Here is a 26,758-nt window from a genome sequence, read left to right as displayed (position 1 = left end):
GCATGATTTCGGCGTTAGAGCCGTGATCCGTCCGAAGCCCGGTTTTTGAACCAGTATCTTTACGACCTTTTCCGGAATTGCCGGTTTCCGTGCCGCTGGACAAGGGTCATGCGGAGAAATTTATGGCTTCAGCAGCGGAACAACTGGCCTCAAACCTGAACTTTTCGACCTTCGCGAAAGCTGAAGATCTGAAAAAGCGACTCTGGTTTACCCTTGCCGCACTTCTCGTTTACCGTCTTGGCACGCATATCCCGCTTCCCGGTCTGAACCCGGAAGCCTATGCACAGGCATTCCAGGGCCAGGCCAACGGTATTCTCGGCCTTTTCAACATGTTTGCAGGTGGCGCTGTCGAGCGTATGGCGATCTTCGCTCTCGGCATCATGCCCTACATTTCCGCTTCGATTATCGTGCAGCTCATGACGTCGGTCGTGCCCTCGCTCGAAGCGTTGAAGAAGGAAGGCGAAGCAGGCCGCAAGATCATCAACCAGTACACGCGCTACGGCACGGTTCTGCTCGGTACGCTTCAGGCCTACGGCATTGCTGCCGGTCTTGAGAGCGGGGCAGGGCTCGTTATCGATCCAGGCTGGTTCTTCCGTGTCTCCACCGTCATCACTCTTCTCGGCGGCACCATGTTCCTGATGTGGCTTGGCGAGCAGATCACGTCACGCGGCATCGGCAATGGCATTTCTCTGATCATCTTCGCCGGCATTGCAGCGGGCCTTCCTGGCGCATTGGCGCGTACTCTTGATCTCGGCAAGACAGGATCGCTGTCCACGCCATTGATGTTGACGGTACTCGTTGTCTGCATCGGTGTCATCGCGCTCATCGTCTTCGTCGAGAGAGCGCAGCGGCGCCTGCTGATCCAGTATCCGAAGCGTCAGGTCGGTAACCGGATGTTCCAGGGCGATACCTCGCATCTTCCGCTGAAGCTCAACACGGCGGGCGTCATTCCGGCAATCTTTGCGTCATCGCTGCTTTTGCTGCCAGCAACGGCTGCGGGCTTTACCGACAGCACGAAACTGCCGACATGGGCAACGACGGTCATTGCGTCGCTGCAGCACGGCCAGCCTCTGTTCATGCTGTTCTACGGCTTGCTCATCGCGTTCTTCGCATTCTTCTATACAGCTATCGTATTCAATCCGAAGGATACGGCAGACAATCTCAAGAAACATGGCGGCTTCATCCCGGGCATTCGCCCAGGTGAGCGGACAGCGGAGTATATCGATTACGTCCTGACCCGTATCACGGTCGTGGGTGCGATCTACCTGGTCTTCGTCTGTATCCTTCCTGAGACGCTTATCGCCCGTACAGGCATCCCATTAGCCCTTGGTGGTACTTCGCTTTTGATCGTTGTCAGTGTAACGCTAGATACAGTGGCACAGATTCAGGGTCACTTGATTGCCCAGCAGTATGAGGGGCTCATCAAGAAATCGAAACTGCGTGGAGGAAAGAGGGGACGATGAGACTGATATTTTTGGGACCACCTGGGGCCGGCAAGGGGACCCAGGCGAAGCGTCTGACAGACAAATACGGTATCCCACAGCTTTCCACGGGCGACATGCTCCGTGCTGCCGTGAGTGCCGGTTCTGAAATCGGTAAGCGTGCCAAGGAAGTCATGGACTCCGGCGGTCTCGTGTCGGATGACATCGTCAACCAGATCGTTTCCGAAAGGGTCGAGCAGGCGGACTGTGCCAATGGGTTCATCCTGGATGGTTATCCGCGCACCGTTCCACAGGCAAAGGCGCTCTCCGAAAACCTTCGGCAGAAGGATTTCGTTCTGGATGCCGTCATTGAATTGAAGGTCGATCAGGAAGCGCTGATACGCCGAATCGAAAACCGTGTGGCAGAAACGATTGCCGCAGGTGGAACCGTGCGTTCCGACGATAACCCCGAATCGTTCCGTAAGCGGCTCTCTGAGTACCGTGAGAAGACGGCACCCTTGTCCGCCTACTACCAGGAGCAGGGAGAGCTCGTGGTGCTTGATGGCATGGCTGACGTCGATGACGTGACGGCCGCTATCGAGGCTGTGCTTGAAAAAGATGCGGGATCATCTGCTTCAGCCGCGCGTATCTAAAGAATCTTGGCGGAGCCGGTTGCTTTTTTGAACCGATTCCGTTAAACACCGCGCCAACTCGCGACAACCCAAGCGACTGGCGCGGATTTTCCTTTAGGGAAGGAAAGTCCGGGTTCGGTCGTTTTGACTTGTGACGAACAGGAATTTGAACTGGCGGCAAAATCGTGCCGCTCAAATGAAAGCACCACTTGCCGGATGGCAACTGGAACGCAAGGAGAATAGACGTGGCACGTATCGCTGGCGTCAACATCCCGACGGCTAAGCGCGTTGTTATCGCTTTGACCTATATTCACGGGATCGGTCCGAAATTCGCGCAGGAAATCATGGAAAAGGTCGGTCTTCCGGCTGAAAAGCGCGTTCATCAGCTGACGGATGCCGAAGTCCTTCAGATCCGCGAAACCATCGACCGCGACTATCGCGTCGAGGGTGATCTTCGTCGCGAAACCGCGATGAACATCAAGCGCCTGATGGACCTCGGTTGCTACCGTGGCCTGCGTCATCGTCGTGGCCTTCCGGTCCGCGGTCAGCGCACGCACACCAACGCCCGCACCCGTAAGGGTCCGGCGAAGGCAATCGCTGGTAAGAAGAAGTAATTTTCCGGTCTTCCGGAAGGGGAGGCTGGTGCAGGCCGCACCAGCCTTTCTGAGTTTGGCGAAAGGTCTTCTGGGCTTTTCGCCGGTGTAGCCGCTGGTGTTACGGCGGTGAAGAGATCAATGAAAGGTATATCATGGCCAAGGAAGCCACACGCGTACGCCGTCGCGAACGCAAAAATATCACGTCGGGTGTTGCGCACGTCAACTCGACCTTCAACAACACGATGATCACCATCACCGACGCACAGGGCAACGCGATTGCTTGGTCGTCTGCTGGTGCAAAGGGCTTCAAGGGTTCGCGTAAGTCGACTCCTTTTGCTGCCCAGATCGCTGCTGAAGATTGCGCCAAGAAGGCTCAGGAACACGGCATGAAGTCGCTTGAGGTGGAAGTTTGCGGTCCAGGTTCGGGTCGTGAATCTGCACTTCGCGCTCTGCAGGCTGCCGGTTTCATGATCACCTCCATCCGCGACGTGACGCCGATCCCGCACAATGGTTGCCGCCCGCGCAAGAAGCGCCGCGTCTAACGCGCTTCTGTCTGGGAATTCCGCCTCACCCTCGGTTTGGCGGAATTTTCGCGTATTCGGCGTGTGGTGCTGGTTCATCCGGCAAACCAACGCTTTCAAACCCTCCGATGAACTTTTGGGTTCCTCTCGGTGATCATGCTCGGTCCGTCACGATTGGATGGTGGCGGCGAACGGAAGGTTTAAAGATGATTCAAAAGAATTGGCAGGAACTGATCAAGCCGAACAAGGTCGAGTTCACGTCTTCCAGCCGCACCAAGGCAACGCTGGTTGCCGAGCCGCTGGAACGCGGTTTCGGTCTGACGCTTGGTAACGCGCTCCGTCGCGTTCTCTTGTCGTCTCTGCGTGGCGCCGCTGTGACAGCGGTTCAGATCGACGGTGTTTTGCACGAGTTCTCTTCCATTCCCGGCGTTCGGGAAGACGTGACGGACATCGTGCTGAACATCAAGGAAATCGCCATCAAGATGGATGGTGACGATTCCAAGCGCATGGTCGTACGCAAGCAGGGTCCTGGTGCTGTCACTGCTGGTGATATTCAGACCGTAGGCGACATCGAGATCCTCAACCCGGATCACGTTATCTGCACGCTCGATGATGGCGCTGAAATCCGCATGGAATTCACTGTCAACAACGGCAAGGGCTATGTGCCTGCAGAGCGTAACCGTGCTGAAGACGCGCCGATTGGCCTTATCCCGGTCGATAGCCTGTATTCGCCGGTCAAGAAAGTGTCCTACAAGGTGGAAAACACCCGTGAAGGCCAGGTTCTCGACTACGACAAGCTGATCATGACGATCGAAACCAACGGTTCGGTTTCCGGCGAAGACGCAGTAGCATTTGCTGCTCGTATTCTTCAGGACCAGCTCGGCGTCTTCGTCAACTTCGATGAGCCACAGAAGGAAGCAGAAGAAGAATCTGTAACCGAATTGGCGTTCAACCCGGCGCTTCTCAAGAAGGTCGACGAGTTGGAACTGTCTGTTCGTTCGGCAAACTGCCTGAAGAACGACAACATCGTCTACATTGGCGACCTCATTCAGAAGACGGAAGCCGAAATGCTTCGTACTCCGAACTTTGGCCGCAAGTCGCTGAACGAAATCAAGGAAGTTCTCGCTTCCATGGGTCTGCACCTCGGCATGGAAGTGCCAGCATGGCCGCCAGAGAACATCGAAGATCTGGCCAAGCGTTACGAAGATCAATATTAACCAATAAAAAGGCAGGCCCTTTAAAGACTGCCTTTCCCCGTCAAACAACAGGCGCCGTTACGAAAGACTGGTTGCCTGCATGTGCCAGGAAACGGCAGGCCCGGACAGGAAGCCTGCATTAAAGGAGAATAGCAATGCGCCACGGAAATTCAGGCCGCAAGCTCAATAGAACCGCCAGCCACCGCAAGGCAATGTTTGCCAACATGGCGGCTTCGCTCATCACGCATGAGCAGATCGTAACGACGCTTCCTAAGGCGAAGGAAATCCGCCCGATCGTTGAAAAGCTGGTTACGCTCGGCAAGCGTGGCGACCTGCACGCTCGTCGTCAGGCCATCTCGCAGATCAAGGATCAGGATGCTGTTCGCAAGCTGTTCGACGCCATTGCTGAACGTTACGCAACCCGCAACGGCGGCTACCTGCGTATCATGAAGGCTGGCTACCGTCAGGGCGACAACGCTGCCATGGCTGTTGTCGAGTTCGTTGAGCGCGACGTAGACGCCAAGGGCAAGGCCGACAAGGCACGCGTTGCTGCAGAAGCTGCTGAAGCTGAAGCTGCATAATTGAAAGCGCTGAAAAGCGCTTGATGATAGAAAGCCGGGTGAGAAATCACCCGGCTTTTTCGTTTAGGGAAATATTTTTGTAGCGGGATGGCTGGGCGTCCAGAAACAGCGGCGTTTGCCTTTAATCGGATGGGCCGTCTTCGTCCGGCAAATCGTGCTCGGCCCAGATGTCTCTTGGGATTGCGTCTCCCATTAGAAATTCGAAGGCTACGACTTTCTCTTTATCCGGGGTCAACTGGCACTTGAATTGAAGGCGGTACCAGTCCTGCTCGCTGTGGATCGCGGCACCCTTGGCGATGAAATTGGTGCCAGAGAATTCAGAGTCAGCCATGGCATAGGCCACAACCCGGTCTGGTTTGAGGCTCTTGCTCCACGCGCCGACCTGCGCCATGGCCTCGAGATTACAGAGCTGTTCAATCTGCTCTGCTGGTGCGAGCTGTTTCAGCGCCTCTCGCGCCTGTCTGCTGCGGTTGTCCGCGAGAACCTCCTGTGAGAGCATGTGCGACGGCTTCACGAGTGTTTTTCCGTTGTCGTTCACTGGGGCCTGCTGCGGCGGCGTATTCGAGCTTTCAGTTGGCGGGGTGCTCGCCTTACTGTCGTTCGGCGAGTAAGTCGCGGCTGGCGGAGGCGGGGTCGGCAGGCTGTCTGCAGGAGATATACCCGACCTATCCGGCTGCGGCGGGGCAGGGACTTGGGTGATAATCTCCACGGTGATGCTTCTGTCTGGCGAGACCGAATTCGGTTGAGGCGCAGGACTTAGAAAGAAGGCAGCCAAGAGCAAAGCATGGAGCAGAAACGATAAAATCACGCACCAGCGACTACTCCGGCGCGCTGTTTCCTTGCCTGCCCTCATTGGCACCGGCTCGGGTCAATCAATAGGGGTCTGCTTTTGCGAATCTATCATGCCTAGCCTTACGGATCTGCGCCATGGACGCGCCTTGTTGAGGGGAATGTCATAGTTGGCGTCTTCGCGATCTAGCGTCGCGAAAGCGAGTTCGTTGGCGGGCGTCCCACCGCATGAGGCGATGATCTTTCCATCTGGCCCAACAATAATCGCAGGGCCTTGGGCTGCTTTTTGTGCGGGCGTTGCACCACTGATCCAGATGCAATTGAAACCGGCGTGTGCGCGCAGCGCAATCTGAAAGAAGTTGCCGATTCCGTAGGATGAAAACAGAATTGCATCCACATCCAGACGTTCATATCCCATGAACAGTTCAGGAAACTGAACTTCGATGCAGGTCAGGCAACCGAAACGGTAGCCATCGACCTCAAAAACTGTGGGATGTTTTCCCGGCGTATACCACCCCTGCTCGAGTTCGGAATTGGAAAGATAGCGCTTGTCGTATCGAGCGGTCATCTCACCCTGATCACTAATGACATACTGGCTGTTGTTTGGTGGGTGTGGCAAAGGCAGTGGAAATGCAGAACCAATGACGGCGAAGATGCGGTTTTCCCTGCATGTCTCGGCGATGGCATTGAGTTCGTCGGCATGGGCATCCCAACAGAAGTTTTGCCAGTCTTCGGGAGCAGTAATCTGCGCCTTCGCGTAGCCAGACAAAGCACCTTCGCAAAAGTGGACGAGGCGGGCACCGTCCTTCGCAGCCTGGTGAATGAGCGCACGTATCGTCCGGCCATTTTCGGCAAAGTCTTTTGTAACGACACTCTGCGCCGCTGCGATTTTCATGAAAGGCTCCGGTTCACTCCGGCACTGAGATGCGCCCTTTGATGTGCTTCAGGTAAGAGACGATGGAGAAGGTCATGATGACGAGGAGCGACCATGAACTCCATTTTCCGATATGCACTGCCGACCACGCGCCGAGTTGGTTTGGGTAGCTCCAGATGCCGAAGAATGTGGAGATGTTTTCTGCGAGCCAGACGAAAAAGCCGATCAGGATGAAGGACAGCAACAGCGGCATTTTCCGGTCGCGATCATAGGGGCGATAGATGACGGTGGCGCGGGCGTAGAGGCCCAGCGCGCAGGCGGCTATGTACCAGCGATAATCGCCGATGAAGTGGTGGGTGAAGAAGTTGGCGTAGATTGCGATGCCGATCATCGACGCCATCCAGTAGGGTGGGTGATGGCGAATGCGAACATCAAGCAGACGCCATGCCTGGATAATATAGCTTCCGACGGCGGCATACATGAAGCCGGAAAACAGCGGTACGCCGAAAACCTTGGTGTAGGCAAAATCCGTATAGGACCATGACTGGATGGCGCTGGATGTCTTGAAGACTTCGAGCGCAAAACCCACGACGTGAAAAAGCAAAATAGCCTTGGCTTCGTCCCACGTCTCCAGTTTGCTCCAGATCATGAAGAACTGGATGCCCAGGGCGACGACCAGGAGAACATCATAGCGCGGCAGACCGAACAGACCGCCGCGCGGCACAAGAAAGATGGAGATGAAGAACAAGCCGGCAAACATGCAGGCGCGCGCTTCCTTGATTCCGAAATAGAGAAACTCGACGATGAAACGCTTTATGCCTTTCAACTCGCCCCATGGCTGCCGATCGCATAAAAGGGCGTCAAGCGTTGCAAGGCGGCTGGCGGGGTAGGTGGTTTCGCTTGTCAAAGCCATCGGTCCTCTTGCTCGGCAGGATTGTATCTCTACAACAAACCGGAAATAAAGCGACATGATGATAAAGGATGCCCACCGATTTTATGACAGCCGACTGGCGCTTCTTATCTGCGCATGCGGCGTGATTGCGGCCGGTCTGCTGCTGCGACGATATGGCTATATGGCCGGGCTGCCCTTTGTTGTCGTGAAATACGGTGGATCGGTGCTGTGGGGATCGATGGTCTACCTGCTCGTGGAAGCCATCATGCCAGCGCGTAGACGGAATCTGGCAGTAGCGATTGCCTGCGGGCTGGCAATCGCTGTGGAATTGCTGCGGCTGGTGCATTTTCCTGCGCTGGATGCGTTTCGGGCAACCACAGCCGGGGCATTGCTGCTTGGCCGCGTTTTCTCGCTCTGGAATATTGCCTGTTATGTCGTGGGGATAGTGTTGGCTGCGTTCATCGTCCGGCACGTCCGGGTGAGAGGGCGGCCTTGCGAGCCCGTGTGCGGGCCATGATTGCCGGCCTGACGCTTCGATATCCGAGCAGGATGACCATCACCGATATGTAGAAGACAGGCTCGAGCGTCAGCGATTTGCGGGCGAGCACAAAATGCAGGATGCCAGCGATGAGGACGAAATAGGACAACTTGTGCAGCGTGTTCCAGCGCGAGCCCAGATTGCGAATCGACCATCGGTTGGACGTGAGAGCCAGGGGTACGAGCATAACCAGCCCCGCCATGCCGAACATGATATAGGGGCGCTTGAGGACATCTGCGATGATTGAGCTCATGACCAGCCCGCGGTCCAGAACGAGATAGACTGCGAAATGCGCCAGCACATAATAAAAGGCGATCAGGCCCAGGGCCCGGCGGTAGGCGATGAGATTGACGTTGAAGAGGTCGCGCAGTGGCGTGACGCAGAGGCCGAGGCACAGGAAGCGCAAAGCCCATATGCCAAGCAGGTGTTCGAAATCCTTGACCGGATTGAACCCTAGCCCGCCAGTGGAGGCGAGATAAAAATACCAGACGCCGGGACAGAGCCCGACGACATAGAGCGCCCAGATGGCGGCGGGCTGGTATCGCTTGGGAAGGGCGGGAAGCGAAAGCGCAAATGCCATGGTCAGTAATTCGCCTTCAGATCCAGCCCGGAATAGAGGCTCGCAACTTCCTCATAACCGTTAAACATCAGCGTCGGGCGATTTTGCGTGCTGAAGAAGCCGCCTTCACCGATTCGCTGCTCTGTCGCCTGGCTCCAGCGCGGATGGTCCACATTGGGATTAACGTTGGAATAGAAACCATATTCGCGTGCGTTGGAGTTTTTCCACGTTGTCTCAGGCTGTTTTTCCACGAGCGACATACGCACGATCGATTTGATGCCCTTGAACCCATACTTCCAGGGAACAACAAGGCGAATAGGTGCGCCGTTCTGGTTGGGCAATGTTTCGCCATAGAGGCCGACCGCCAGAATTGTCAGCGGGTGGCGCGCTTCGTCCAGGCGCAAGCCTTCGACATAGGGCCAATCCAGTGGCTGGAAAAGACCGCTCTGGCCGGGCATTTCTTCCGGGCGCACCACGGTTTCGAACTTGACGTATTTGGCGCTGCCCAATGGCTCGACCTTGTCGAGAATCGTGGACAGTGAAAAGCCTATCCAGGGAATGACCATCGACCAGCCTTCGACGCAGCGCATTCGATAGGTGCGATCTTCCAATGGATATTTCAGCAGGTCCTCAATGCCGAATTCCTGCGGCTTACCCACGAGACCGTCGACCTTCACGGTCCAAGGTGTGGGCTTGAAGCTGCCGGCATTTTCCTTCGGATCTGACTTGCCCGTGCCGAATTCATAGAAATTATTGTAGCTGGTAACGGCGTCAAGCGGTGTGAGCTTTTCATCCAGCTTGTAGGCGCCGGGCTTTGCGACAAGTGGCGCGGCCAGCGCATTGCCAGCCGTCAGGCCTATCGTGGCGAGACCGGCAGCCGTTCCCAGGAAATGTCGTCTGGAAAGATAGACGTCGCGTGGTGTTATTTCGGCAGCAGAGATGCGTGGCGGACGGTAGGCGGGCATTGAAACCTCCTGAAGACGCCAATTCGAAGTATTGCCATTCAATACCTGCGCCATTGGCACTGTAAGTATGTTTCACAATACGAGAAAAAGAAGGAATTGGAGCATGTCCTAAAAACAAATTTCCGAGAACACCGATAGAAATGTGCATCTCGGACGCCAGCCAGTAACGGGGCGGCAGCGGTCTGCGCGCCCCGGCATCAATTTCGTCAGAGCGTCAGCCTGAATTTGGCAAACCCCTCGGCTCCATCGCCGGCCTCCTCGATTTTCGCCCCCTTCACATCCTTGGCGTATTGACGCGCCTTCGGTCCGGTTTCGAAAATGGCTGTCGTGTTTGCGACCGGCGCAAAAGACCAGTTGTCATCGGCGGCGGGATTGATGGTCCCCTCGGCAATGATGTAGCGGACGATCACGTCGCGGTTGGTGTCGGGTGCCACAAAGATGATCTTGTCGGAGGAAATACCCGGGAACTTTCCGCCGCCACTGGCGCGGTAATTGTTTGTCGCAACGACAAATTTCTGCTCGGGGTCGATGGGTTTGCCTTCGAATTGAAGATTGACGATGCGGCTGCTTGGCGGATTGACTGCCTTGCCATCCTTGTCGAACTTCGCAGGCTTCGAGATATCGATCTGATAGGTGACCCCGTCGATCACATCGAAATTATAGGACGGGAAATCGTTGTTGAGCAGAGGTGCGTCCTTTGCTCCCACTTCGACCGTGTTGAACATGCCCGCAGACATCTCCAGCCAGTCCTTGACCTGGGCACCAGTGATGAGAACCGCCTGCACTGTGTTTGGATAGAGATAAAGGTCCGCCACGTTCTTGATGGCAATGTCACCGGCGGGGACATCAGTATAGTAGTCCGAGCCGCCGCGGCCGCCGGCCTTGAACGGCGCTGCTGCCGACAGCACCGGCAGGTCCTTATATTGGCCGTCCTTCAGCATGTCCTTGATGTACCAGGTCTGGGCGTTGGACACGATCTGCACGGATGGATCGTCTGCAACCAGCGCAAAATAGGAATAGAGCGGCGCGGATGTCTTGCCCACGGGGCGGCGGACATAGGCAAGTGCTGCCTCGTGGTCAGCCTTGACGGCGGTTATGACTTCGGCCTTGTCCTTCACGTCAGCCACGATCTTACGGTTGTCGTCCCGGTGATAGATCGGTCGCGCTTCGGTGGTGAAATCCACGATCTTCCAGCTCTTGCCGTCCGTCTCCAGCAGCAGGTCGATGAGGCCCATATGGGAGCCCCAGAAGCCAGCCATGACGGCAGGCTTGCCCATCAACGTGCCCTTTACGGGATCGGCGCCCTCTATCCCGTCCCAGGTCTTGGGGCCGGGGAAGACGAGGTGCTGGTGGCCGGTAAAGACGGCATCAATGTCTTTGACGCCAGCCAGATAGAGTGAAGCGTTTTCCATGCGCTCGCTCTGGCCCTTGCCCTCGATGCCGGAGTGGGACAGCGCGATAATGATATCGGCGCCCTGTTCCTTCATGACAGGAACCCAGGCCTTGGCAGCTTCGACGATATCGCGGGTCTGCGCCTTGCCTTCCAGATTCTTGGCATCCCACATCATGATCTGCGGCGGCACGAAGCCGATGACACCGATCTTGACCGGGCTGGTTGCCCCGGAGCCGTCCTTTATCTGTTTTTCGAGGATGACGTAGGGCTTGAAGAACAGGTCGTCCTGCTTTGGGTCGGATGCGAGCTGACCCTTGGTCAGGTTTGCGCAGACATATGGAAAGCCTGCACCGGCCAAGGTGTTGAACATGAAGTCGAGGCCGTAATTGAACTCGTGATTGCCCAGTGTGCCGCAATCATAACCCAGAACATTCATGGCGCTGATGACCGGGTGCTTGTCTCCCGCCTTCATTCCACGCTCATAGGCAATGTAATCACCCAGCGGGTTGCCCTGTAGAAAGTCGCCATTGTCGACCAGCATCGTATTGCCTGCCTCGGCGCGGATGCTGTCTATGATGGATGCGGTGCGCGCAAGGCCCAAGGTGTCGTTCGGCTTGTCGGCGTAATAATCATAGGGAAAGACATGGACGTGGATATCGGTGGTTTCCATGATGCGCAGATGCGCCTGATTGGCCTGTGCACGCGCCGCAAAGGGATGAAGCATGACCAACGCCGAGGAGGCGGCGATGCCTCCCAGCAGAGAACGTCGCGTGATGGGATGAAGGCCGATAAGGGAAGACATGGAAACTCCTGCAATGATTTCAGGCTGCATGGGAAGGTGTCAGCGTAAAACGAATTGCCGAGGAGTCCATCATCAAAATGACATGCGTATGATTTGCCCCGTATTTTCGGGCGGTCTTGTCAAAATTCCTATCCGGCAAGTGTCGGCTTCACGTCTTCATGGAAGAAGCGGAAATAGGACGAAATCTGCGCCAGCGTATTGGTTGAAAGCTGCAGCTGCAGCCCGAGCCTGTTTCTGTGCTGCCACTGGACGATGCCTTCGATGTGGCCCAGATCTTCGCTCTGCACCTTGACCCGGCTTCCCTTTGCGGCGGCAAAGGGGCCTTCAAGTTCAAGCGCCATCCCCGTGGCTGATAGATCGACGACGCGACCCTTCACAGACTGATTGACGTAGTGGACCGTTCCGAAGATGCGTGTCTTGCTGCGGTCTGCACCGCGCTTATGCGTGCTCAATGTGCCGGACATTGCCATTCCCTTTTGACTACAGGTCAAAATCGCATGGAAAATTTGAAGCCGGCTTATCGATTTCGGTAAAATCTACCGCAATCGCCCATTTATACCCTGTCGATCCGGCACTGGTAGCAATTGTTGCGCGCCGAGCGCACATGCACATAGGAGACGTCGCCGCGTATCAGAAGCTCTTTTGCGCGGTTCCTGATGGCGTCTGTTGGCGTGACCGCGCCGGTTCCATAGATTATGCGGTTGGAGGCGCTGTAGCCGCGGACGATGTAATCCGTGCTGTCGAGCATGGGCGGCAGGACCTCCTCGGCGACATAGGTCGCACAGGCTTCAGCGTGAATGAAAATCGGACCCGTTTCAGCAAAAGGTTGCAAGTCTGGAAAAGGTCGATAGGCAAGCAGCAGCACGCGTTCACCGTCTCTGATCTGGCCTAGACAGGCGCGGCAGGGGAGAGGTCCGCTTGCGATCGAGGATTCGGGTTGTTGCCCATAGGCGTCCAACTTTCCGTTGCGATAGGCCTCGGCTTCCTCTGCTGGCATTGCGGTAAAAGTAATTCGGGTCATATCGGCTCTCCTGCGTTGCTTGTTTGTCGCTATGCGCTTCAAAGAGTCGTGTATCCACCCGTTTCTTGCGTAAAGACGCAACTAGCCCATTGCTTGAATCGTTGAGTGTGGCAATCAATCGAACGTCCTCGTTTTTGAAAGTTGACGTCCATGCTGCGCAGGTTGATGACCGCTTCCCTGGTCACGGTTTTTTCGTTCGTTTCACCTGCAGCCCATGCGCAAACGGCTCCCGCGCTGGATGGCCTTTCCGATGAGCAGCTGCAGCAGACGGTCAATTTCGTCATCGGAAATGCGATCTTCAGCCTCTTTCACGAAGCATCGCGTATGCTCATCTCCGATCTGGCCTTGCCGGATGCGGGAGCAGGCCGCGATTCCGCTGATCAGCTCGCCGGGACCATGATGCTGGAGGCGAACGAGGAATGGCTCGATACAGCCATCGTCAACGCCACCGACAGCTGGTATCTGGCCCGTTCGGCAGGTGCGTTGCCGGATCATAATGCGCCGCTCTATTCGGTTCTGGTGCCAAACCCCACGCGTGATCGCCAGATGGCGTGCCTGATGGTTGGCAAGGACGCTGGTGGTTACGGTGATCTGGCCGATATGATGGGGCTGCCGAAAGGCGACTGGAAGGCCTGCGAGGCCTCCTATCCACAGACAGTATCCCATTGGAACGAGCTGCTGAAGCCGCATGTTGCAAAGGCCGGTGCCACGAAATTCGTGTCGCGCTATGAGCCGGTTCGCGATCCATTTCTGGATATCTATGCCACGATTCTCAAGGAATCCAAGGTTCTGGACCTGATTGCACGCAGCTTTACCGGCTATGCGCTCAAGGGCGAGGTCAAGCTGACGGCCCGCACCTGCGGCAGACCTGATGTCTACTGGTCAGCCGAAAAGCGCGAAATCACCTATTGCTATGAAATGGCACGGTTCCATGGCGAACTGATAGCCGCTCATCTCGCAGCCGCGGGCAACGAAAAGGAAAGCAATCCTGCTCAGGAAATTCCGACCGCGGTCAATCTGGGGCAGGAACTGTAACCCGACGGCGGCGCGGATCTCTTGAATCTGCGCCTTTGCCAAGAATAGTGTCGCTGATGTGAAAACGGTGCCTGGAGAGACCCCACGCACCGTTCATCGTTTGCCGATCAATTGCGGCGGGAAATTTCCAGATACTCGCTATCTGTCAGAGGCTCTACCCATGCCTGATAGGTGCTGACGGGTGAAAAGCCCATCATCTGGTAAAGCTGCAGCGCGCGGGGGTGGTCCAGCGTGTTGGTGGAGACGATGACTTTCTTTGGATTATCCTGCCACGCGGAATAGAGCGCCTGCAGGAGGAACCATTTGCCAACGCCCGCACCAATCGCTTCTTCCATCAATCCGAAATAGGCGAGCTCGGTGACATCGGCGTCGAGTTTCTGGAGTTCGAAGAAGCCTGCTGGCGCACCGTTCATGTAGAGCACGGTCACGCAATTGGCTGGATCGCGCAGCGTTGCCGAAAGCTCTGCATCGCTCATGCCCATTCGCCTGTGCCAATGCCAGCGTTTTCCCACACGCCAGTAGAGGTAGCGGTAAAAATGCAGGGGAATATTCGTCGTCCGCATGATGGCGGTCTGGATGTTGACCGGCACCGGCAGGCTGACCTTCGGTGCGGATGTCATCTCCAGCTGTGTCACATGTGCCTTCAGCGGGCCATGGACCTGCGTCGGGACTGGCTCTGCCGGGCCGGTGACGACAGGCGTGTCGTCCTTGCTGCCCCATTCCGACCAGGAACCATCATAGAGCGCGTTGTCCGTGTGCCCAAGCGATTCCAGTGCCAGTGTAATGACGGCAGCGGTTACGCCAGAGCCGCAGCTGGTGACGACGGGCTGAGACAGATCGATGCCCGCTTCCGTTATCATCTTGCGGATTGTCGGCAGGTCCTTGAACTGGCCGTTCTCGGAAAAGGCCGTGGCAGGCAGGTTGCGCGCACCCGGCATATGGCCTGAGCGCATTCCGGCGCGTGGCTCCGCCTCTTCGCCCGTGAAACGACCGGCGCCGCGCGCATCGGCAATCTGCTCTTCGCCGCTATCAACGAGGGCGCGCATTGCCGAAAAGGAAACGACGCGCTTGGGCTTAAAATGCGGATCGAAAGTGGCGGGCTCTATGACAGGTGTACCAGTCTCCAGTGGCTTGCCTGCGGCCTTCCAGCCGTCCAGCCCACCATCCAGCACGTAAACCTGTTCTGCGCCCATGACGCGCAGCATCCACCACACGCGGGGCGCGGAGAAAAAGCCCGGACCATCGTAAACAACGATGGTGTCATGCTCGCCAATTCCGAGCTTTCCGACTTCATCGGCAAAAAACTGGGGTGAGGGCAGGGAGTGCGGCAGGCCGGTATCGTGGTCTGCGATGACATCCTGATCGAAGAACACTGCGCCGGGCAGATGACCGGCCAGATACTCTTCCTTGCCGTTGCGCTTGTGCGCCGGCAGATACCAGGAGGCATCGACCAGACGAAAATGCGGGGTGCCGAGCTGCTGCTCTACCCAATCCGCCGAAACGACGAAGCGGCTTTTATCCGTGCTCACGATAATTCTCCCACAATCAGGCGGATGCGTCGGGCTTTCCAAAGCGAATTCGGAAGCGACGGTTCTCCTTGCCCTTTTTTTCGATCTTGGCGATGTAGATCTCGCCGACTTCCTGCGTCTCGGACACATGAGTGCCCCCGCAGGGTTGGCTGTCAACTGCCGAATCCTCGCCAATACAGACAAGGCTTACGCGGCCCAGGCCAAGCGGCGGCCGGACATTCTTGGATTTGACGATATCAGGATTGGCGGCAAGTTCTTCGTCGGTGATCCATTTCAGAAAAACCGGGAGGTTCTGCTGAACGAGGTCCATCAGCTTTGAGGTAACCTCATCCTTGTCGATAGTCTCGGACATATCGAAGTCGACACGCGATTCGTCCTCGCCCACCGCAGCACCCGTAATGGGCCATGGGCAAACGACGGACAGGAGGTGACAGGCCGTATGCATACGCATCAGCCTGTAGCGGCGTTGCCAGTCTATATGGAGGGTCAGCTTTTCGCCAAGCTCTGGAGCAGCTTGTCCCTCGGTGGGGACATGGATGATGATGCTTTTATCTGCGCCGTGTTTCGTCAGTCCGATGTCTATCTTAGAGCCGTCGGCGCGTTCGAGGAAACCGGTATCTCCGGGCTGGCCGCCGGATGTGGCATAGAAACAGGTCTGATCCAGCTCTATGCCACCATCTTCGTGAACTGCCGTTACAACCGCTTCGCATGTGGACAGGTAAAAGTCGTCACGAAACAGGGCATTCACGGGCATTGACACTCACCTCAGGCAGTTTCGTAGGGCACCGAAATCTCCCGCTTCTCCGTGAGCCAGACTGGAAGGGGCAGCCCCTTGGACAGCAGGAAGGCAGGGTTGAAAAGCTTCGATTGATAACGGTTGCCATAGTCACAAAGAATGGTGACGATTGTATGCCCCGGACCGAGGTCGCGGGCAAGCCTAATCGCACCGGCAACGTTAATTCCGGATGAACCGCCCAGCGACAGTCCTTCGTTCATGACGAGATCAAACACAATCGGCAGGGCCTCTGCATCTGGAATGCGATAGGCAAAATCCGGCTGGAAACCTTCCAGATTGGCCGTAATGCGGCCCTGTCCAATACCTTCCGTAATGGAAGAACCCTCGGATTTCAGTGTGCCATTCTTGTAGAATTCATAGAGGGCAGCGCCTTCCGGGTCGGCCAGGCCAATCTTGATGTCCGAATTGAAGTCGCGCAAGCCATCCGCCACACCGGCAAGGGTGCCACCAGAACCGACCGCGCAGACAAAGCCATCCACCTTGCCATCGGTCTGATCCCAGATTTCCGGAGCGGTGGTTTCGATATGCGCCTGTCGGTTGGCGATATTGTCGAACTGGTTGGCCCAGATTGCTCCGTTCGGATCGGTGGCCGCGAGCTGCTTTGCCAGTCGGCCGGAAACCTTGACGTAATTGTTGGGGTTGGAATAGGGCGCTGCCGGCACTTCGATCAGCTGCGCGCCAAGCAGTTTCAATGCGTCTTTCTTTTCCTGGCTCTGGGTTTCCGGAATGACGATGACGGTCTTGTAGCCCAGTGCATTTGCGACAAGAGACAGGCCGATGCCGGTATTGCCAGCCGTGCCTTCCACGATGGTACCGCCGGGGCGCAACTGGCCGCGGCGTTCGGCATCCCTGATAATATAGAGCGCGGCACGGTCCTTGACGGATTGGCCAGGATTCATGAATTCGGCCTTGCCGAGAATTTCGCACCCGGTCGCCTCAGACGCTGCATTCAAGCGGATAAGAGGCGTGTTGCCAATGGCTGTGATCACAGAGCTATGAATGGTCATGATGGGGCCTTTTGATCTGTCGCGAAGATGATGCCGTTATCTCCTCGTCTACAGGCGTTGTGACAAGAAATTATCTTCCGGTGAATAGGTCTCTTGCGCAAAATCTTGCCGATAGCGCCGCTTATCCACCTTTCTTGATGTCCGAATAGGCGGCGAGCGCCCGTTTCCGAGCCGTATCGTGGTGAACAAGCGGCTGAGGGTAGGTCTTGCCAAGTTCCACCCCTGCCTTCTCCAACGCCGCCTTGGGCGCTTCGAAGGGCTTGTGAATAAATTTCTTTTCCAACTTGGAAAGCTCGGGAACGAAGGTTTTGACGTATTCGCCTTCGGGGTCGAATTTCTCGCCCTGCAAAATGGGGTTGAAGATCCTGAAAAACGGCGACGCATCCGCGCCAGAGCCCGCGACCCACTGCCAGTTGGCGGCATTGGAGGCGGGGTCGGCATCGACGAGCGTATCGCGGAACCACTCTTCGCCCTTGCGCCAATCGATCAGGAGATGCTTGATGAGGAAGGAAGCCGTGATCATCCGCACACGATTGTGCATGACGCCATGTTTCCACAGCTGGCGCATACCGGCATCTACGATTGGATATCCTGTCTTGCCCTTCTTCCACGCGTTGAATTTGGCTCTGTCCGTCTGCCACTCGAAGGCATCGAAGGCGTCGTTCCAGTTTTTCTTATCCAGGTGCGGGAAGTGGAACAGCAGGTGGTAACAGAATTCCCGCCAGGCGATCTCCTTGCGAAAGCGGCTGACGTCGTTTGAACTCACATGCCGTGAAAGACCCTGCGTGGCAGCCCAAAGCTGGGCAGGCGATATTTCGCCCATGGTCAGATGCGGAGACAGCATCGAGGTGGCGGGATTTGCGGGAAAGTCGCGGCCTTCCTCGTAGCCTTTCAAGGCGCCATCCACGAAGTCTTTCAGCTTGTCCGCTGCCGCTGCCTCGCCGGGCTTCCAGACCTCGTCAAAATCCTTGGCCCAGTTTGGTTTGGTGGGGAGCAGCTTCCAATCCGCCAGTTTCTCGGATTTTGGCCAACTGGATGGGGACGGTATGGACTTCGGCGCGGGCAGGGGATCGTCTGGCTCCTTGCCGCCTTCGAGCGCCCGCCAGAATGGCGTGTAGACCCGGTAGGGCCCGCCGCTTTTCGTCTTGAGCTGCGAGGGCTCATGCAGAAGATATCCGGCGAAACTTTCGACTTCGAAACCATCGTCACGAAACGTCTTTTTGATCGTCTGGTCGGTTTCCATACCTGAGGGATCGTATCGGCGGTTCCAGAATATGCTACTCGCTCCGGTCTCCTCGCAAAGCGATTTAAGAACCGACTCCGGCTTGCCGGAACGCAGGATCAGCCTTGATCCCGCCTTCTCCATCGCCTTCGACAATGTGTCGAGCGAGTGGTGCAGCCACCAGGTCTGTGCCGCTCCCAGAGGTCCATTCGTGGTGGCCTCGTCCTCGCGGATATAGACAGGCACCACGGTATCGCCATGGTCGATTGCTGCCTGTAGCGCTCGATTGTCTGCAAGGCGTAAGTCCTTACGAAACCACACTAGAACGGAATTTTTCGTCTTCGTCATATGCCCCTCGGTTCACTGGACCTTGAATGATTGTTGAAGAGCTTTGTTCCGTCAAACAGTCTACAATCACGCCCTCTACGAACATGGTTTTCAAGGGGTAAATTATTATCTCTTGAAACCATTTGCGCCGGAACCATATGTCGGGTCCGGCGTTAGAGGCGGGTTAATTGAGTATGGAAGTCCAATCAATGATGCTGAACGACGTCAAATGGGAAGCCCCCGTTATTATTTCCCTGGAAAATGGCGCACCCAGAACCTTCAACGGCGTTTACGAGGCTTTTGATTTTTTGCAGCATGAGTGGCCGAGCCGTTCTGGCAAGGTCTATGAGCAGGCGCTGAGGCTGTGCAGAGCCTCCCTTCTTGGAAGCGTGGCAGGCGAGATCGCCCGCATCGCCTTCATCGAGGCCAGCCGTGATGCGCACTGCCTTGTGGATACGCAGAAACTCGCCTCCTGAACCAGATTTACGGATTGATCGCAACGACAGCCACCCGCCATAAAAGCCGGGTGGCTTTTGCTTTTCGGGCATCCCCCACTCAATGATCTCGAAATGTGGCAGAGCACAAAAACCGACTTGCAGAATACTTAAGATAACCTTAAGAAAATCCCTTAAGAAACGTTCTAATTTTCGCCTATATCTGGTCAAATTCTCGCTGGATTGGCGGAATAGATCGACCGTCATCGGCGGCCAGCGCAAAATGAATGAGCGCTTTCCGCCGCTGTACTCTGAATATGCACACAACACTTCCGACGGGGCAGGGCCGATGTGTTTGCGTGCTTCTAAAGGGCGAGAATTTGAAAGTAACTGCGTTCGTTCTGGCTGCGTCACTTTGCGCAGCGTTCACTGCTCCTGCATCTGCTGGAATGCTCAATCAAGCTGAGCGGTATTCCGGCCTTCATGAGGGCAAAAACAACAAGACCTTGAAGGCAATTCTCGGTGTAAACCCACGCAAGACACCCTGGTGTGGCCATTTCCTGAGTGTCGTGGCAGAAAAATCAGGCCGCCAGCCGCCTAAATCTTCCGGATTTGCAAAGTCCTGGACGTCATTCGGTTACGCCGTACCCACAAGTGGTGCAAAGCCCGGCGACGTTGTGGTGGTCAGAAGCGGCAGGAGTTATCATGCCGGTATCCTAAAGAGCCTCAACAAAAATACCGCCCAGATTCTGGGCGGCAATCAGTCCGGTCGCGTTCAGGTGTCGAACTTCAGCAGGAAGTCCATCGTTTCGGTGCGCCGCTAGAACGTATGCGGTTAAGGCTGCTCTCGTGTGCCGGGAGCAGCATCGCGCTGATCGTCATCTTCGAGATCCGTTGCGACAATAAAGGCGTCCTCGTGCTGTCGAGCCGCCTGACGACGCGCCCTCAGGTTCATATCGCCATCAGGGTCCACTTCTTCCGGATCGCCCTTGAGTTCGCGCTCGGTATGAAAATCAGCGACATCCTTGTCGTCAATGTCCAGCGCGTTTTTGTGCTTCTCGTCCATTGTAATTCTCCTTGGTATGAAGGAACAACGGGCGGGCACCCCTGAGGTTCCGCAAAAGGATTGTTGGTGCCCTCAGGAACCAACCTTGCTGATCATTTGTTTCTCCCACAATCAAACCTTAAGGAGGACGACATGGTTGATCGTGACGCAGAAATTCGCAGGAAGGCCTACGAGAAGTGGGAGCAGGAGGGCCGCCGCGAAGGCGACCACGAGCGCCACTGGAGCGAAGCCGAACAGGAAGTGGGCTTGTCTGGCGAAGAAAAGTCTCCCGCAGCCCAGTCGATGAAAAATGAGCAGGCAGACGCTCACAACAACAGCAAGGACGAGGATCTGGAGGAAGGCCTGGAAGATAGCTTCCCAGCCAGCGACCCCATCTCGGCTACATCGACGACAACATCGGGCAGCGCGAATAACAACATGAACAGCAAGAGTTCTGCGCAGCGCCGCTAACGCCTGCACTTGCAGCCCAATGCGAAAACACAAGGCGTCATTCCGAGAATGGCGCCTTTTTTCATGCCGTCCGAAGCATCAGCATTAAGCAGACCATTTCGGCAGGGAATCCGTTGCGTGATCTCAAGGCAAGTTCCACCGGTGGCGGTGAAGGTGAGGTGGAAGACAGACGGAAACTTTGGAATCGCGTTTTCCTGCCCTTGAAATCGCCGCGAAGATAGGCGCGACAAAGGCCCGCATTCCGCCTAACTACACACCCATTTAGCAAAGCTCCGAGGAGCTCTCTGGCGGATTTCCCATTCAACCTGTCCATGTGCCTAAATAGCTGAATGGCGAAACGGTTCGGAAGCTTCTCCGCCAGAACAAACGCCCGGCAGATTGATATGCCAGGCCTTTGCTTATGCTGATGTCTTTTGAGGACAAGTGGCTTAAAATTCTTCCCAGTTCTGTACTGCGGCTGCTGCCGATCCACCACCGCCGACAGCGCGGGCCAGCTTGTTGACAAGATTGCGGGCAGGCGAGGGGGCTGCGGCGTGGCGTGCCGGGGTGGCGACGGCCATGGGCGCTGCGCCTGCACGGCCCGTTCCGCCATTGCCAAGCTGGAAGCGACTGACGAGCTGGCGCAGCTTATCGGCTTCGTTGGCCAAGGTACTGCTGGCGGCTGTAGCCTGTTCCACCATGGCGGCGTTCTGCTGCGTGGTCTGGTCCATCTGGTTTACGGCGGTGTTGACCTCGGAGAGACCGACAGACTGTTCGCGGGCCGATGTCGAGATCGCGTCCAGCTGGCCGTTGATGGCGGCTACGTGGTCATCGATCACCTTCAGCGCCTCGCCGGTTGCCGTGACGAGTTTGACGCCACTTTCCACTTCGTCGGCAGACGTGCGGATAAGATCCTTGATCTCCTTTGCCGCCTGCGCCGAGCGCTGTGCCAGTTCGCGCACTTCCTGGGCAACGACGGCAAAGCCCTTGCCAGCTTCACCCGCGCGGGCGGCTTCAACACCGGCATTCAACGCCAGGAGGTTGGTCTGGAATGCGATTTCGTCGATGACGCCGATGATGTTGGAAATCTGGTTGGACGAAGCCTCGATGCGCTGCATGGCGTTGACCGCATTGGCCACGACCTCACCCGACTGACGTGCCGACTTGTTGGCGTCGACCGCCATCTCGCGAGCTTCCTCGGTGCGATGTGTGGAATTCTTGACGTTGACCGTGATTTCGTCGAGCGCAGCTGCGGTTTCTTCCAGTGCTGCGGCCTGCTGCTCGGTACGCTTGGACAGGTCGTTGGCGCTGGCAGAGAGTTCCCGTGAGCCACTATCGATGGCGCGGGTTGCATCAGCCACGGAAGACAGGGTTTCACGCAACTGGGCGACGGCGGCATTGAAGTTGCTGCGCAGGCCTTCGAAGTCGGCCGCAAATGGGCGGCTCAGCTCAAAGCCGAGGTTACCGCCGGCCAGATGCTGCAGACCTTCTGCAAGACCGGTGGTGGCTTCTGCCATGTCCGCGGCGGGCTGACGATCGGCTTCTGCCACACGGGCGCGTTCCGCTTCCGACATGTTGCGTTCGCTGGCCGCCTGTGTCTCCAGCTCGCGAGCCTTGAGGCCGGTATCCTTGAACACCTGCACGGCCTTGGCCATGGTGCCCACTTCATCGCGACGTTCCGTGCCTTCTACCTCGGCGGAAAGATTGCCCCCGGCAAGAATGCCCATCGTCGATGCCAGCTGGCGAATGGGGCTTGATACTGAGGAGCGAATGACGAATGTTCCGAAGGCCAGCACGATGCCCATTCCAAGAACAATACCAGCCAGCGACGACATGACGATCGATTCTGTTTGAGACGTCAGTTCCACGCTTTGGACGTCGGTCAGCTTGATAATGCGAGCTGTGTTCTCCGTCATCATTGCAGATACGCGCGCAATTTCTGGCTGACACTTCTCAAAGAACTTCTGTTGAAGTTGCTTGTTTTCTTCTGGGTCAGTCGTTGCCATGCCTGCTGCGACCAAACCACTGCACACCGTGTCAGCAACACGCAGACCTTCGTTCTTGGCCTCCACCAGCAACTTGTCGGTAGGTAAGGCCTTCGCTGCCACGTCCATCTGCTCGATGAAGCGTGCGCGAGAAGCATCAAATTCAGCCTTGGACTTATTTAAGGCAGCCTGATCGGTTGCCATAAGCACCTCGCCAACAGAGCCGCGCATTGACTGAAAGCTACGATTTGCTCGCGAAGATGCAATCGCAGCATTAACTTCCTCTTCCAGAAGGCCACTGTAAGAGTCGTCAATATTTTTCATTTTATTTGAAGTATAAATTGCAACACCTAGGCAAAATACTGTGCTAAGTGCCATGATTATCATAAATTTAGTTAATATTGGCAGGTTTTTCACTTTTTATCCCCTAGGGTTTTCCTATAAATTGGTGGGTGCGCAATTGATTTAACTACGAAAATCTGACCGTTTTTTATTAAGTAAATTGCAAATACTATATTAATTAAATTTGCGAATAGTTGTATTTTATTGCGGAATGAATTGTTAATTTATAGGTTTGTCGTTTAGTCATTCGTCAATTTTTCAGTGCAGCTGACCGCAAATTTCGCACTTTTCAGTTTTGAACTTTGTTAAAAGTCAAATACCGTACCTTCCATCCCCGATTTGCTGGATTGTCGGGTTTCATTCTTTTTATACATTTGCATGAAGGGAAGCCGACGCCAGATTTCGCCGGGATCTCAGCATCCAGATAAGCGGTTCTGACTCGGAGGACAGTCGAATCGAAGCTCAAACCGTATGGCGGTTAGCCTCGCTGTGCTGGTGCTGTCTTGGAAGGAGAAGACGGAGAACGCTATCGTTCAGGAATCACTGACAACTGTGGTTGAGGCAGCAAAACGGTCTCAGCCGATCAGTGGGGGGATGTTATGTAAAGTATGTTTGCTGATTTTGCAGCGTACCACTTGACCATATTGGTAGAAGTGGCTCCCCGGGCCGGATTCGAACCGGCGACCTGTCGATTAACAGTCGAATGCTCTACCGCTGAGCTACCAGGGAACGTGCGCTGCTTGGCGCGGTGTGAGCGGGGTAATACAAATGCTTTTCCCTTTTGCCAAGCGGTTTTTTTAAAAAAAATGCATCAGTCTTGTTTTATCCACCGAAGTCCCCACGTTTCTGGGAATGTTGACCTCAAAAAAAAATCACATCGTCTTCTTTAGCGGGGGTGTTTTGCGATGACTTTTGGCATTCACCCCAAAACCGGGCGCCTTCATTTGGGAAAATGGAGTGTTCCGATGCCGCGTTCGCGAGTCGGGCGCATCATTATCGGCGTTTTGCTGATCGTTGGCGGTGTGCTCGGATTTCTTCCGATCCTCGGCTTCTGGATGGTGCCGCTCGGCCTCCTCGTCCTGTCACAGGATTTGCCGTTTGTAAGGCGCCAGAGGCGGCGCCTTACGGTGTGGTGGGCAACCAGGCGGCGCGACAGGCAAGCGCGCCGTGGAGGCACTACGCGCCCGTGAGAGAGTTGCTGAGGCCTTGTCCTGCCCAGAAGGCACCATAAGCCAGAATGGCGAAGTAGATCGTCGTGAGGATAAGGAACAGATAGCCGCCAAGAACGGTCGCGCCGTCGCGCTGGATCATCCCTGCGGAAAACAGCAGAATGGCAACGCCGGGCAGGGTGTTGGAGAAGGGCACGAAACCGAGCGGCATCATCAAGAGAACACCGGCCGTCATAATCGCAAGGCCGTTCACCCGCGCCATAACAGTCCCTGTTGTCAGGCCGGGCAGGCGAGGGCGCATATATCGATCCAGCTTCGAGACGATGTTGACGCCCTTCTCAAGCGCCGGCACCAGACGCGCGGTTTCCATTTCCTTGTCCAGAATGCGTTTGGGAAGCCACGGAAGACGGTTGAGCGTGATTGCGAGACTGATCATGACGATCGCTGCACCGAATACAGTGCTGACACCCGGTATGGAAACGGGGATGAGAAACGGCAGGCAGGCAATGGCGCACATCAGCAGCAAGCCCTGCTCGCCGATTGCTTCCATCAAATCCCGCAGTGTGATCGTTTTTCCACTCAGGTTTCCGATCAATCTCTGCAATACCGTGCTGAGACTTTCAGACGTGTCCGTAAAGGTGAAGTTTTGCGTCATTACTTATCCTGAGGCTATTTTTCCTGCCGGATAGATAGCATCGTCGATATGTCATGCCTATGGCAAACCAACCCGCTTCACACCAACGTCGGGCATCAATGCCTGCTGGGATGGCGCGACAGTCTAGTGCGAGACCCAGGAATTATAAGCGCCGATGGCCAGAACCGCCAGAAGAATGCCGATGATGAACGGGTTGATAGAAGTAACGAAGCCGACATAGTCCATAACTATTTCCTCCTCCATGCGTCCCGCTCAAATTATAGTTCAGATTGACCTCCACTGCCAGTAAAAATGGATTTTTTCCGTGGTGCAACATATGGTTTACTGTTGCCCCCGGGTTTGCGGGGGCTTAATTCTGCTGCAATGCAAAATAATGGTCGGTGTTCGATGATTTACTGCTCCGCAGCATTTGCCACCAGGCATGACGGCGGCTAGAACGGCCCTGTGAAAGAGGTGCGCGATGCTCAAAGGATTATATGCTTGGACAATGGCGCTTGCCGCGCGAAAGACAGCTGTATGGTGGCTCGCCATCGTTGCTTTCGTGGAAAGCTCCATCTTCGTCGTTCCCGCCGATGTCCTCTTCATTCCCATGGTGCTGGCAAAGCCACGGCGTGCGATGTTCTATGCGGCAGTTGCGACGATCGCATCCGTATTAGGGGGCATCGGTGGCTGGTATCTGGGGCACTACGCCTTTGAAAGCGTAGCGCGGCCTGTGCTGGAGTTCTATGGGAAGCTGGAAAGCTTTGAACACATGAAGGCATCGGTTGATTATGAAACGATCCTGCTGCTCCTGGTCACATCGGGCCTTGCGCATCTTCCACCAATCAAGGTCGTGACCATTCTTTCCGGTGCCGCCAATATCAGCCTTGGTCTGTTCATCCTGTCTGCCGTTGTCACACGCGCCGCCCGCTTCTTCATTCTGGCTGGGCTGTTGCAGCGATATGGCGAGTCGATCAGGCACTTCATTGAAAAGCGCCTCGCAGTCATTACCGCCGTGGGCGCAGGGGCCTTGATTGCGGTCTATGCCGTCTATGTCTTTGCCCGGTGACACCTATTGCGCCCATGGCCTGACCGCCGGATGCAAAGGGTTTCCGTGTTCAGCTTGCTGTCAGAAATGATGGCCATCGTCCTGTTGAACAACAGGAAAGATGAATATGCGCATTCTTTTGGTCCGTGGCTTTGCGATTGCTTTGGCTCTACCTGCAATCTTTTTCACCTATTTCGGATTGCTGCTGGTTTCGGGAAATTTCCACGAAGTCATCCCCGGGCAGGTCTACCGCTCAAGCCAGTTGAGCGACAGCCAACTGGCGCAGTATGTCAAAGCAAACGGCATCAAGACGATCATCAATCTCCGTGGTGAGAACGAAAGATCGTCTTGGTACAGGCACGAAACACAAACTGCTGAAAAACTGGGTGTGCAGCACATCGACTTTGGAATGTCTGCCCGCAAGCAGCTTGCGATGGCCCGCATGACGCAGCTGGCGCAAATCATGCGTGACGCGCCAAAGCCTATCCTCATCCACTGTAAGTCCGGTGCCGACCGCACAGGCCTCGCATCCGCAATCTATGTCAGCCGTGTGGCCGGTCTGGATGAGGAAACGGCGGAACGGCAGCTTTCAATCCGCTATGGGCATCTCGGCATACCTTACCTGTCGTCCGCCTATGCCATGGATAGAAGCTGGGAAGAGTTAGAGCACGTGCAAACGCTCACATCGATGACCGACGTGCCAAAGGATATGATCTGAAGGTTGAAGAAGCTGCGGCCTGATTCTTCAGGCGAACGAGGTATGGGGGATACCTCGGAGGAAATGGTCGGAGCGGCGGGATTCGAACCCACGACCCCTTGACCCCCAGTCAAGTGCGCTACCGGGCTGCGCTACGCTCCGACACAGGACAGGCGTTTATATAGATGGTCGTTCTTGCGCAAGCGGAAAATCGCAGTCGCCTGAAAAACAGCTGAAGAAACCTCTGTGCGGATGATC

General features: G+C 55.9%; 29 protein-coding genes and 2 tRNA genes. 14 read left to right on the top strand and 17 right to left on the bottom strand.

Features of this window, described 5'->3' with window-relative positions:
- Window positions 1-122: 122 nt before the first annotated feature.
- The 6 genes from secY to rplQ all read left to right on the top strand — a co-directional run bounded on the left by secY (window position 123) and on the right by rplQ (window position 4,947).
- Window positions 123-1,463, top strand: coding sequence for a preprotein translocase subunit SecY (gene secY, locus QRN85_RS13945; RefSeq protein ID WP_062589342.1), 1,341 nt, complete (start codon window positions 123-125; stop codon window positions 1,461-1,463).
- Window positions 1,460-2,074: an adenylate kinase gene (locus QRN85_RS13940; RefSeq protein ID WP_284758775.1), complete on the top strand. Its 615-nt coding sequence runs from the start codon at window positions 1,460-1,462 to the stop codon at window positions 2,072-2,074. Before secY ends, QRN85_RS13940 begins: the two co-directional genes overlap by 4 nt.
- 224 nt (window positions 2,075-2,298) lie before the next feature.
- A complete protein-coding gene (gene rpsM, locus QRN85_RS13935) occupies window positions 2,299-2,667 on the top strand; it encodes a 30S ribosomal protein S13 (RefSeq protein ID WP_062589344.1) in 369 nt (122 codons plus the stop codon).
- 134 nt (window positions 2,668-2,801) lie between these two features.
- Window positions 2,802-3,191 (top strand): 30S ribosomal protein S11, encoded by a 390-nt coding sequence (gene rpsK / locus QRN85_RS13930; protein WP_007766864.1) that lies wholly within the window; start codon window positions 2,802-2,804, stop codon window positions 3,189-3,191.
- Between the two features lie 185 nt (window positions 3,192-3,376).
- Complete coding sequence (locus QRN85_RS13925) at window positions 3,377-4,387, top strand: DNA-directed RNA polymerase subunit alpha (protein ID WP_003495228.1); 1,011 nt, start codon at window positions 3,377-3,379, stop codon at window positions 4,385-4,387.
- 134 nt (window positions 4,388-4,521) lie between these two features.
- Window positions 4,522-4,947, top strand: coding sequence for a 50S ribosomal protein L17 (rplQ, locus tag QRN85_RS13920; protein ID WP_062589345.1), 426 nt, complete (start codon window positions 4,522-4,524; stop codon window positions 4,945-4,947).
- Window positions 4,948-5,068: 121 nt separating this feature from the next.
- Here the strand turns inward: rplQ and QRN85_RS13915 are convergent, their stop codons facing one another.
- From QRN85_RS13915 to QRN85_RS13905, 3 genes are all read right to left on the bottom strand, one after another.
- The gene (locus QRN85_RS13915; RefSeq protein ID WP_284758762.1) at window positions 5,069-5,461 is read right to left on the bottom strand and encodes a DUF930 domain-containing protein; all 393 of its coding nucleotides are present in this window, start codon (window positions 5,459-5,461) and stop codon (window positions 5,069-5,071) included.
- Between the two features lie 354 nt (window positions 5,462-5,815).
- A complete protein-coding gene (locus QRN85_RS13910) occupies window positions 5,816-6,631 on the bottom strand; it encodes a carbon-nitrogen hydrolase family protein (RefSeq protein WP_284758761.1) in 816 nt (271 codons plus the stop codon).
- A 13-nt stretch (window positions 6,632-6,644) separates the two neighbouring features.
- A complete protein-coding gene (locus QRN85_RS13905; protein ID WP_502870770.1) occupies window positions 6,645-7,523 on the bottom strand; it encodes a DUF817 domain-containing protein in 879 nt (292 codons plus the stop codon).
- Window positions 7,524-7,578: 55 nt separating this feature from the next.
- Here QRN85_RS13905 and QRN85_RS13900 point away from each other — a divergent pair, with 55 nt between their 5' ends.
- Window positions 7,579-8,019, top strand: a complete 441-nt coding sequence (locus QRN85_RS13900) for a ribosomal maturation YjgA family protein (protein WP_284758760.1) — start codon at window positions 7,579-7,581, stop codon at window positions 8,017-8,019.
- On the opposite strand, the gene msrQ is transcribed toward QRN85_RS13900, so the two are convergent.
- The 5 genes from msrQ to QRN85_RS13875 all read right to left on the bottom strand — a co-directional run bounded on the left by msrQ (window position 7,961) and on the right by QRN85_RS13875 (window position 12,780).
- Window positions 7,961-8,620, bottom strand: a complete 660-nt coding sequence (msrQ, locus tag QRN85_RS13895; RefSeq protein WP_284758759.1) for a protein-methionine-sulfoxide reductase heme-binding subunit MsrQ — start codon at window positions 8,618-8,620, stop codon at window positions 7,961-7,963. The genes QRN85_RS13900 and msrQ overlap by 59 nt on opposite strands.
- Window positions 8,621-8,622: 2 nt before the next feature.
- Window positions 8,623-9,564: a protein-methionine-sulfoxide reductase catalytic subunit MsrP gene (gene msrP / locus QRN85_RS13890; protein ID WP_284758758.1), complete on the bottom strand. Its 942-nt coding sequence runs from the start codon at window positions 9,562-9,564 to the stop codon at window positions 8,623-8,625.
- 206 nt (window positions 9,565-9,770) lie between these two features.
- A complete protein-coding gene (locus QRN85_RS13885) occupies window positions 9,771-11,759 on the bottom strand; it encodes a bifunctional 2',3'-cyclic-nucleotide 2'-phosphodiesterase/3'-nucleotidase (RefSeq protein ID WP_284758757.1) in 1,989 nt (662 codons plus the stop codon).
- Window positions 11,760-11,887: 128 nt separating this feature from the next.
- Window positions 11,888-12,223, bottom strand: a complete 336-nt coding sequence (locus QRN85_RS13880) for a PilZ domain-containing protein (RefSeq protein WP_112964999.1) — start codon at window positions 12,221-12,223, stop codon at window positions 11,888-11,890.
- Window positions 12,224-12,312: 89 nt separating this feature from the next.
- Window positions 12,313-12,780 carry a DUF1203 domain-containing protein gene (locus tag QRN85_RS13875; RefSeq protein WP_284758756.1) on the bottom strand — a complete coding sequence of 156 codons (468 nt, stop codon included), beginning with the start codon at window positions 12,778-12,780 and terminating at the stop codon, window positions 12,313-12,315.
- A 165-nt stretch (window positions 12,781-12,945) separates the two neighbouring features.
- Here QRN85_RS13875 and QRN85_RS13870 point away from each other — a divergent pair, with 165 nt between their 5' ends.
- Window positions 12,946-13,815 carry a DUF4344 domain-containing metallopeptidase gene (locus QRN85_RS13870; RefSeq protein ID WP_244475505.1) on the top strand — a complete coding sequence of 290 codons (870 nt, stop codon included), beginning with the start codon at window positions 12,946-12,948 and terminating at the stop codon, window positions 13,813-13,815.
- A 107-nt stretch (window positions 13,816-13,922) separates the two neighbouring features.
- Here QRN85_RS13870 and sseA read toward each other — a convergent pair whose 3' ends face one another.
- The 4 genes from sseA to QRN85_RS13850 all read right to left on the bottom strand — a co-directional run bounded on the left by sseA (window position 13,923) and on the right by QRN85_RS13850 (window position 18,717).
- A complete protein-coding gene (sseA, locus tag QRN85_RS13865) occupies window positions 13,923-15,344 on the bottom strand; it encodes a 3-mercaptopyruvate sulfurtransferase (protein ID WP_284758755.1) in 1,422 nt (473 codons plus the stop codon).
- A gap of 16 nt (window positions 15,345-15,360) precedes the next feature.
- On the bottom strand, window positions 15,361-16,098 hold the full coding sequence (locus tag QRN85_RS13860; protein ID WP_284758754.1) for an alanyl-tRNA editing protein: 738 nt from the start codon (window positions 16,096-16,098) through the stop codon (window positions 15,361-15,363).
- Between the two features lie 11 nt (window positions 16,099-16,109).
- Complete coding sequence (locus tag QRN85_RS13855) at window positions 16,110-17,147, bottom strand: cysteine synthase A (RefSeq protein WP_112964930.1); 1,038 nt, start codon at window positions 17,145-17,147, stop codon at window positions 16,110-16,112.
- A gap of 121 nt (window positions 17,148-17,268) precedes the next feature.
- Complete coding sequence (locus QRN85_RS13850) at window positions 17,269-18,717, bottom strand: cryptochrome/photolyase family protein (protein ID WP_284758751.1); 1,449 nt, start codon at window positions 18,715-18,717, stop codon at window positions 17,269-17,271.
- Window positions 18,718-18,905: 188 nt separating this feature from the next.
- On the opposite strand from QRN85_RS13850, the gene QRN85_RS13845 reads away from it, so the two are divergent.
- On the top strand, window positions 18,906-19,172 hold the full coding sequence (locus QRN85_RS13845) for a DUF982 domain-containing protein (protein ID WP_062589357.1): 267 nt from the start codon (window positions 18,906-18,908) through the stop codon (window positions 19,170-19,172).
- Window positions 19,173-19,579: 407 nt separating this feature from the next.
- Window positions 19,580-19,954, top strand: coding sequence for a TIGR02594 family protein (locus QRN85_RS13840; RefSeq protein WP_082469762.1), 375 nt, complete (start codon window positions 19,580-19,582; stop codon window positions 19,952-19,954).
- Window positions 19,955-19,965: 11 nt separating this feature from the next.
- Here QRN85_RS13840 and QRN85_RS13835 read toward each other — a convergent pair whose 3' ends face one another.
- Window positions 19,966-20,196, bottom strand: coding sequence for a hypothetical protein (locus QRN85_RS13835; RefSeq protein WP_062589358.1), 231 nt, complete (start codon window positions 20,194-20,196; stop codon window positions 19,966-19,968).
- 132 nt (window positions 20,197-20,328) lie between these two features.
- Between QRN85_RS13835 and QRN85_RS13830 the strand changes: the two genes are divergently transcribed.
- Window positions 20,329-20,646, top strand: coding sequence for a DUF2934 domain-containing protein (locus tag QRN85_RS13830; RefSeq protein ID WP_284758748.1), 318 nt, complete (start codon window positions 20,329-20,331; stop codon window positions 20,644-20,646).
- Window positions 20,647-21,074: 428 nt separating this feature from the next.
- Here QRN85_RS13830 and QRN85_RS13825 read toward each other — a convergent pair whose 3' ends face one another.
- Together QRN85_RS13825 and QRN85_RS13820 are read right to left on the bottom strand one after the other, a co-directional pair.
- A complete protein-coding gene (locus tag QRN85_RS13825) occupies window positions 21,075-22,814 on the bottom strand; it encodes a methyl-accepting chemotaxis protein (protein WP_502870769.1) in 1,740 nt (579 codons plus the stop codon).
- Window positions 22,815-23,606: 792 nt separating this feature from the next.
- A tRNA-Asn gene (locus QRN85_RS13820) sits at window positions 23,607-23,681 on the bottom strand.
- A 176-nt stretch (window positions 23,682-23,857) separates the two neighbouring features.
- Between QRN85_RS13820 and QRN85_RS13815 the strand changes: the two genes are divergently transcribed.
- The gene (locus QRN85_RS13815; protein WP_284758746.1) at window positions 23,858-24,142 is read left to right on the top strand and encodes a hypothetical protein; all 285 of its coding nucleotides are present in this window, start codon (window positions 23,858-23,860) and stop codon (window positions 24,140-24,142) included.
- Here the strand turns inward: QRN85_RS13815 and QRN85_RS13810 are convergent.
- The gene (locus QRN85_RS13810; protein WP_284758745.1) at window positions 24,129-24,776 is read right to left on the bottom strand and encodes an exopolysaccharide biosynthesis protein; all 648 of its coding nucleotides are present in this window, start codon (window positions 24,774-24,776) and stop codon (window positions 24,129-24,131) included. The two genes, QRN85_RS13815 and QRN85_RS13810, sit on opposite strands and share 14 nt — an antisense overlap.
- A gap of 460 nt (window positions 24,777-25,236) precedes the next feature.
- Between QRN85_RS13810 and QRN85_RS13805 the strand changes: the two genes are divergently transcribed.
- Together QRN85_RS13805 and QRN85_RS13800 are read left to right on the top strand one after the other, a co-directional pair.
- On the top strand, window positions 25,237-25,824 hold the full coding sequence (locus QRN85_RS13805; RefSeq protein WP_062589363.1) for a YqaA family protein: 588 nt from the start codon (window positions 25,237-25,239) through the stop codon (window positions 25,822-25,824).
- 106 nt (window positions 25,825-25,930) lie between these two features.
- Window positions 25,931-26,521: a dual specificity protein phosphatase family protein gene (locus QRN85_RS13800; protein ID WP_502870768.1), complete on the top strand. Its 591-nt coding sequence runs from the start codon at window positions 25,931-25,933 to the stop codon at window positions 26,519-26,521.
- A 64-nt stretch (window positions 26,522-26,585) separates the two neighbouring features.
- Here QRN85_RS13800 and QRN85_RS13795 read toward each other — a convergent pair.
- Window positions 26,586-26,662: transfer RNA gene (locus QRN85_RS13795), tRNA-Pro, on the bottom strand.
- Between the last annotated feature and the right edge of the window lie 96 nt (window positions 26,663-26,758).

The sequence above is a fragment of the Agrobacterium sp. fls2-241-TYG-188a genome, assembly GCF_030209845.1.
This window is presented reverse-complemented; position numbering and strand designations above follow the sequence as displayed.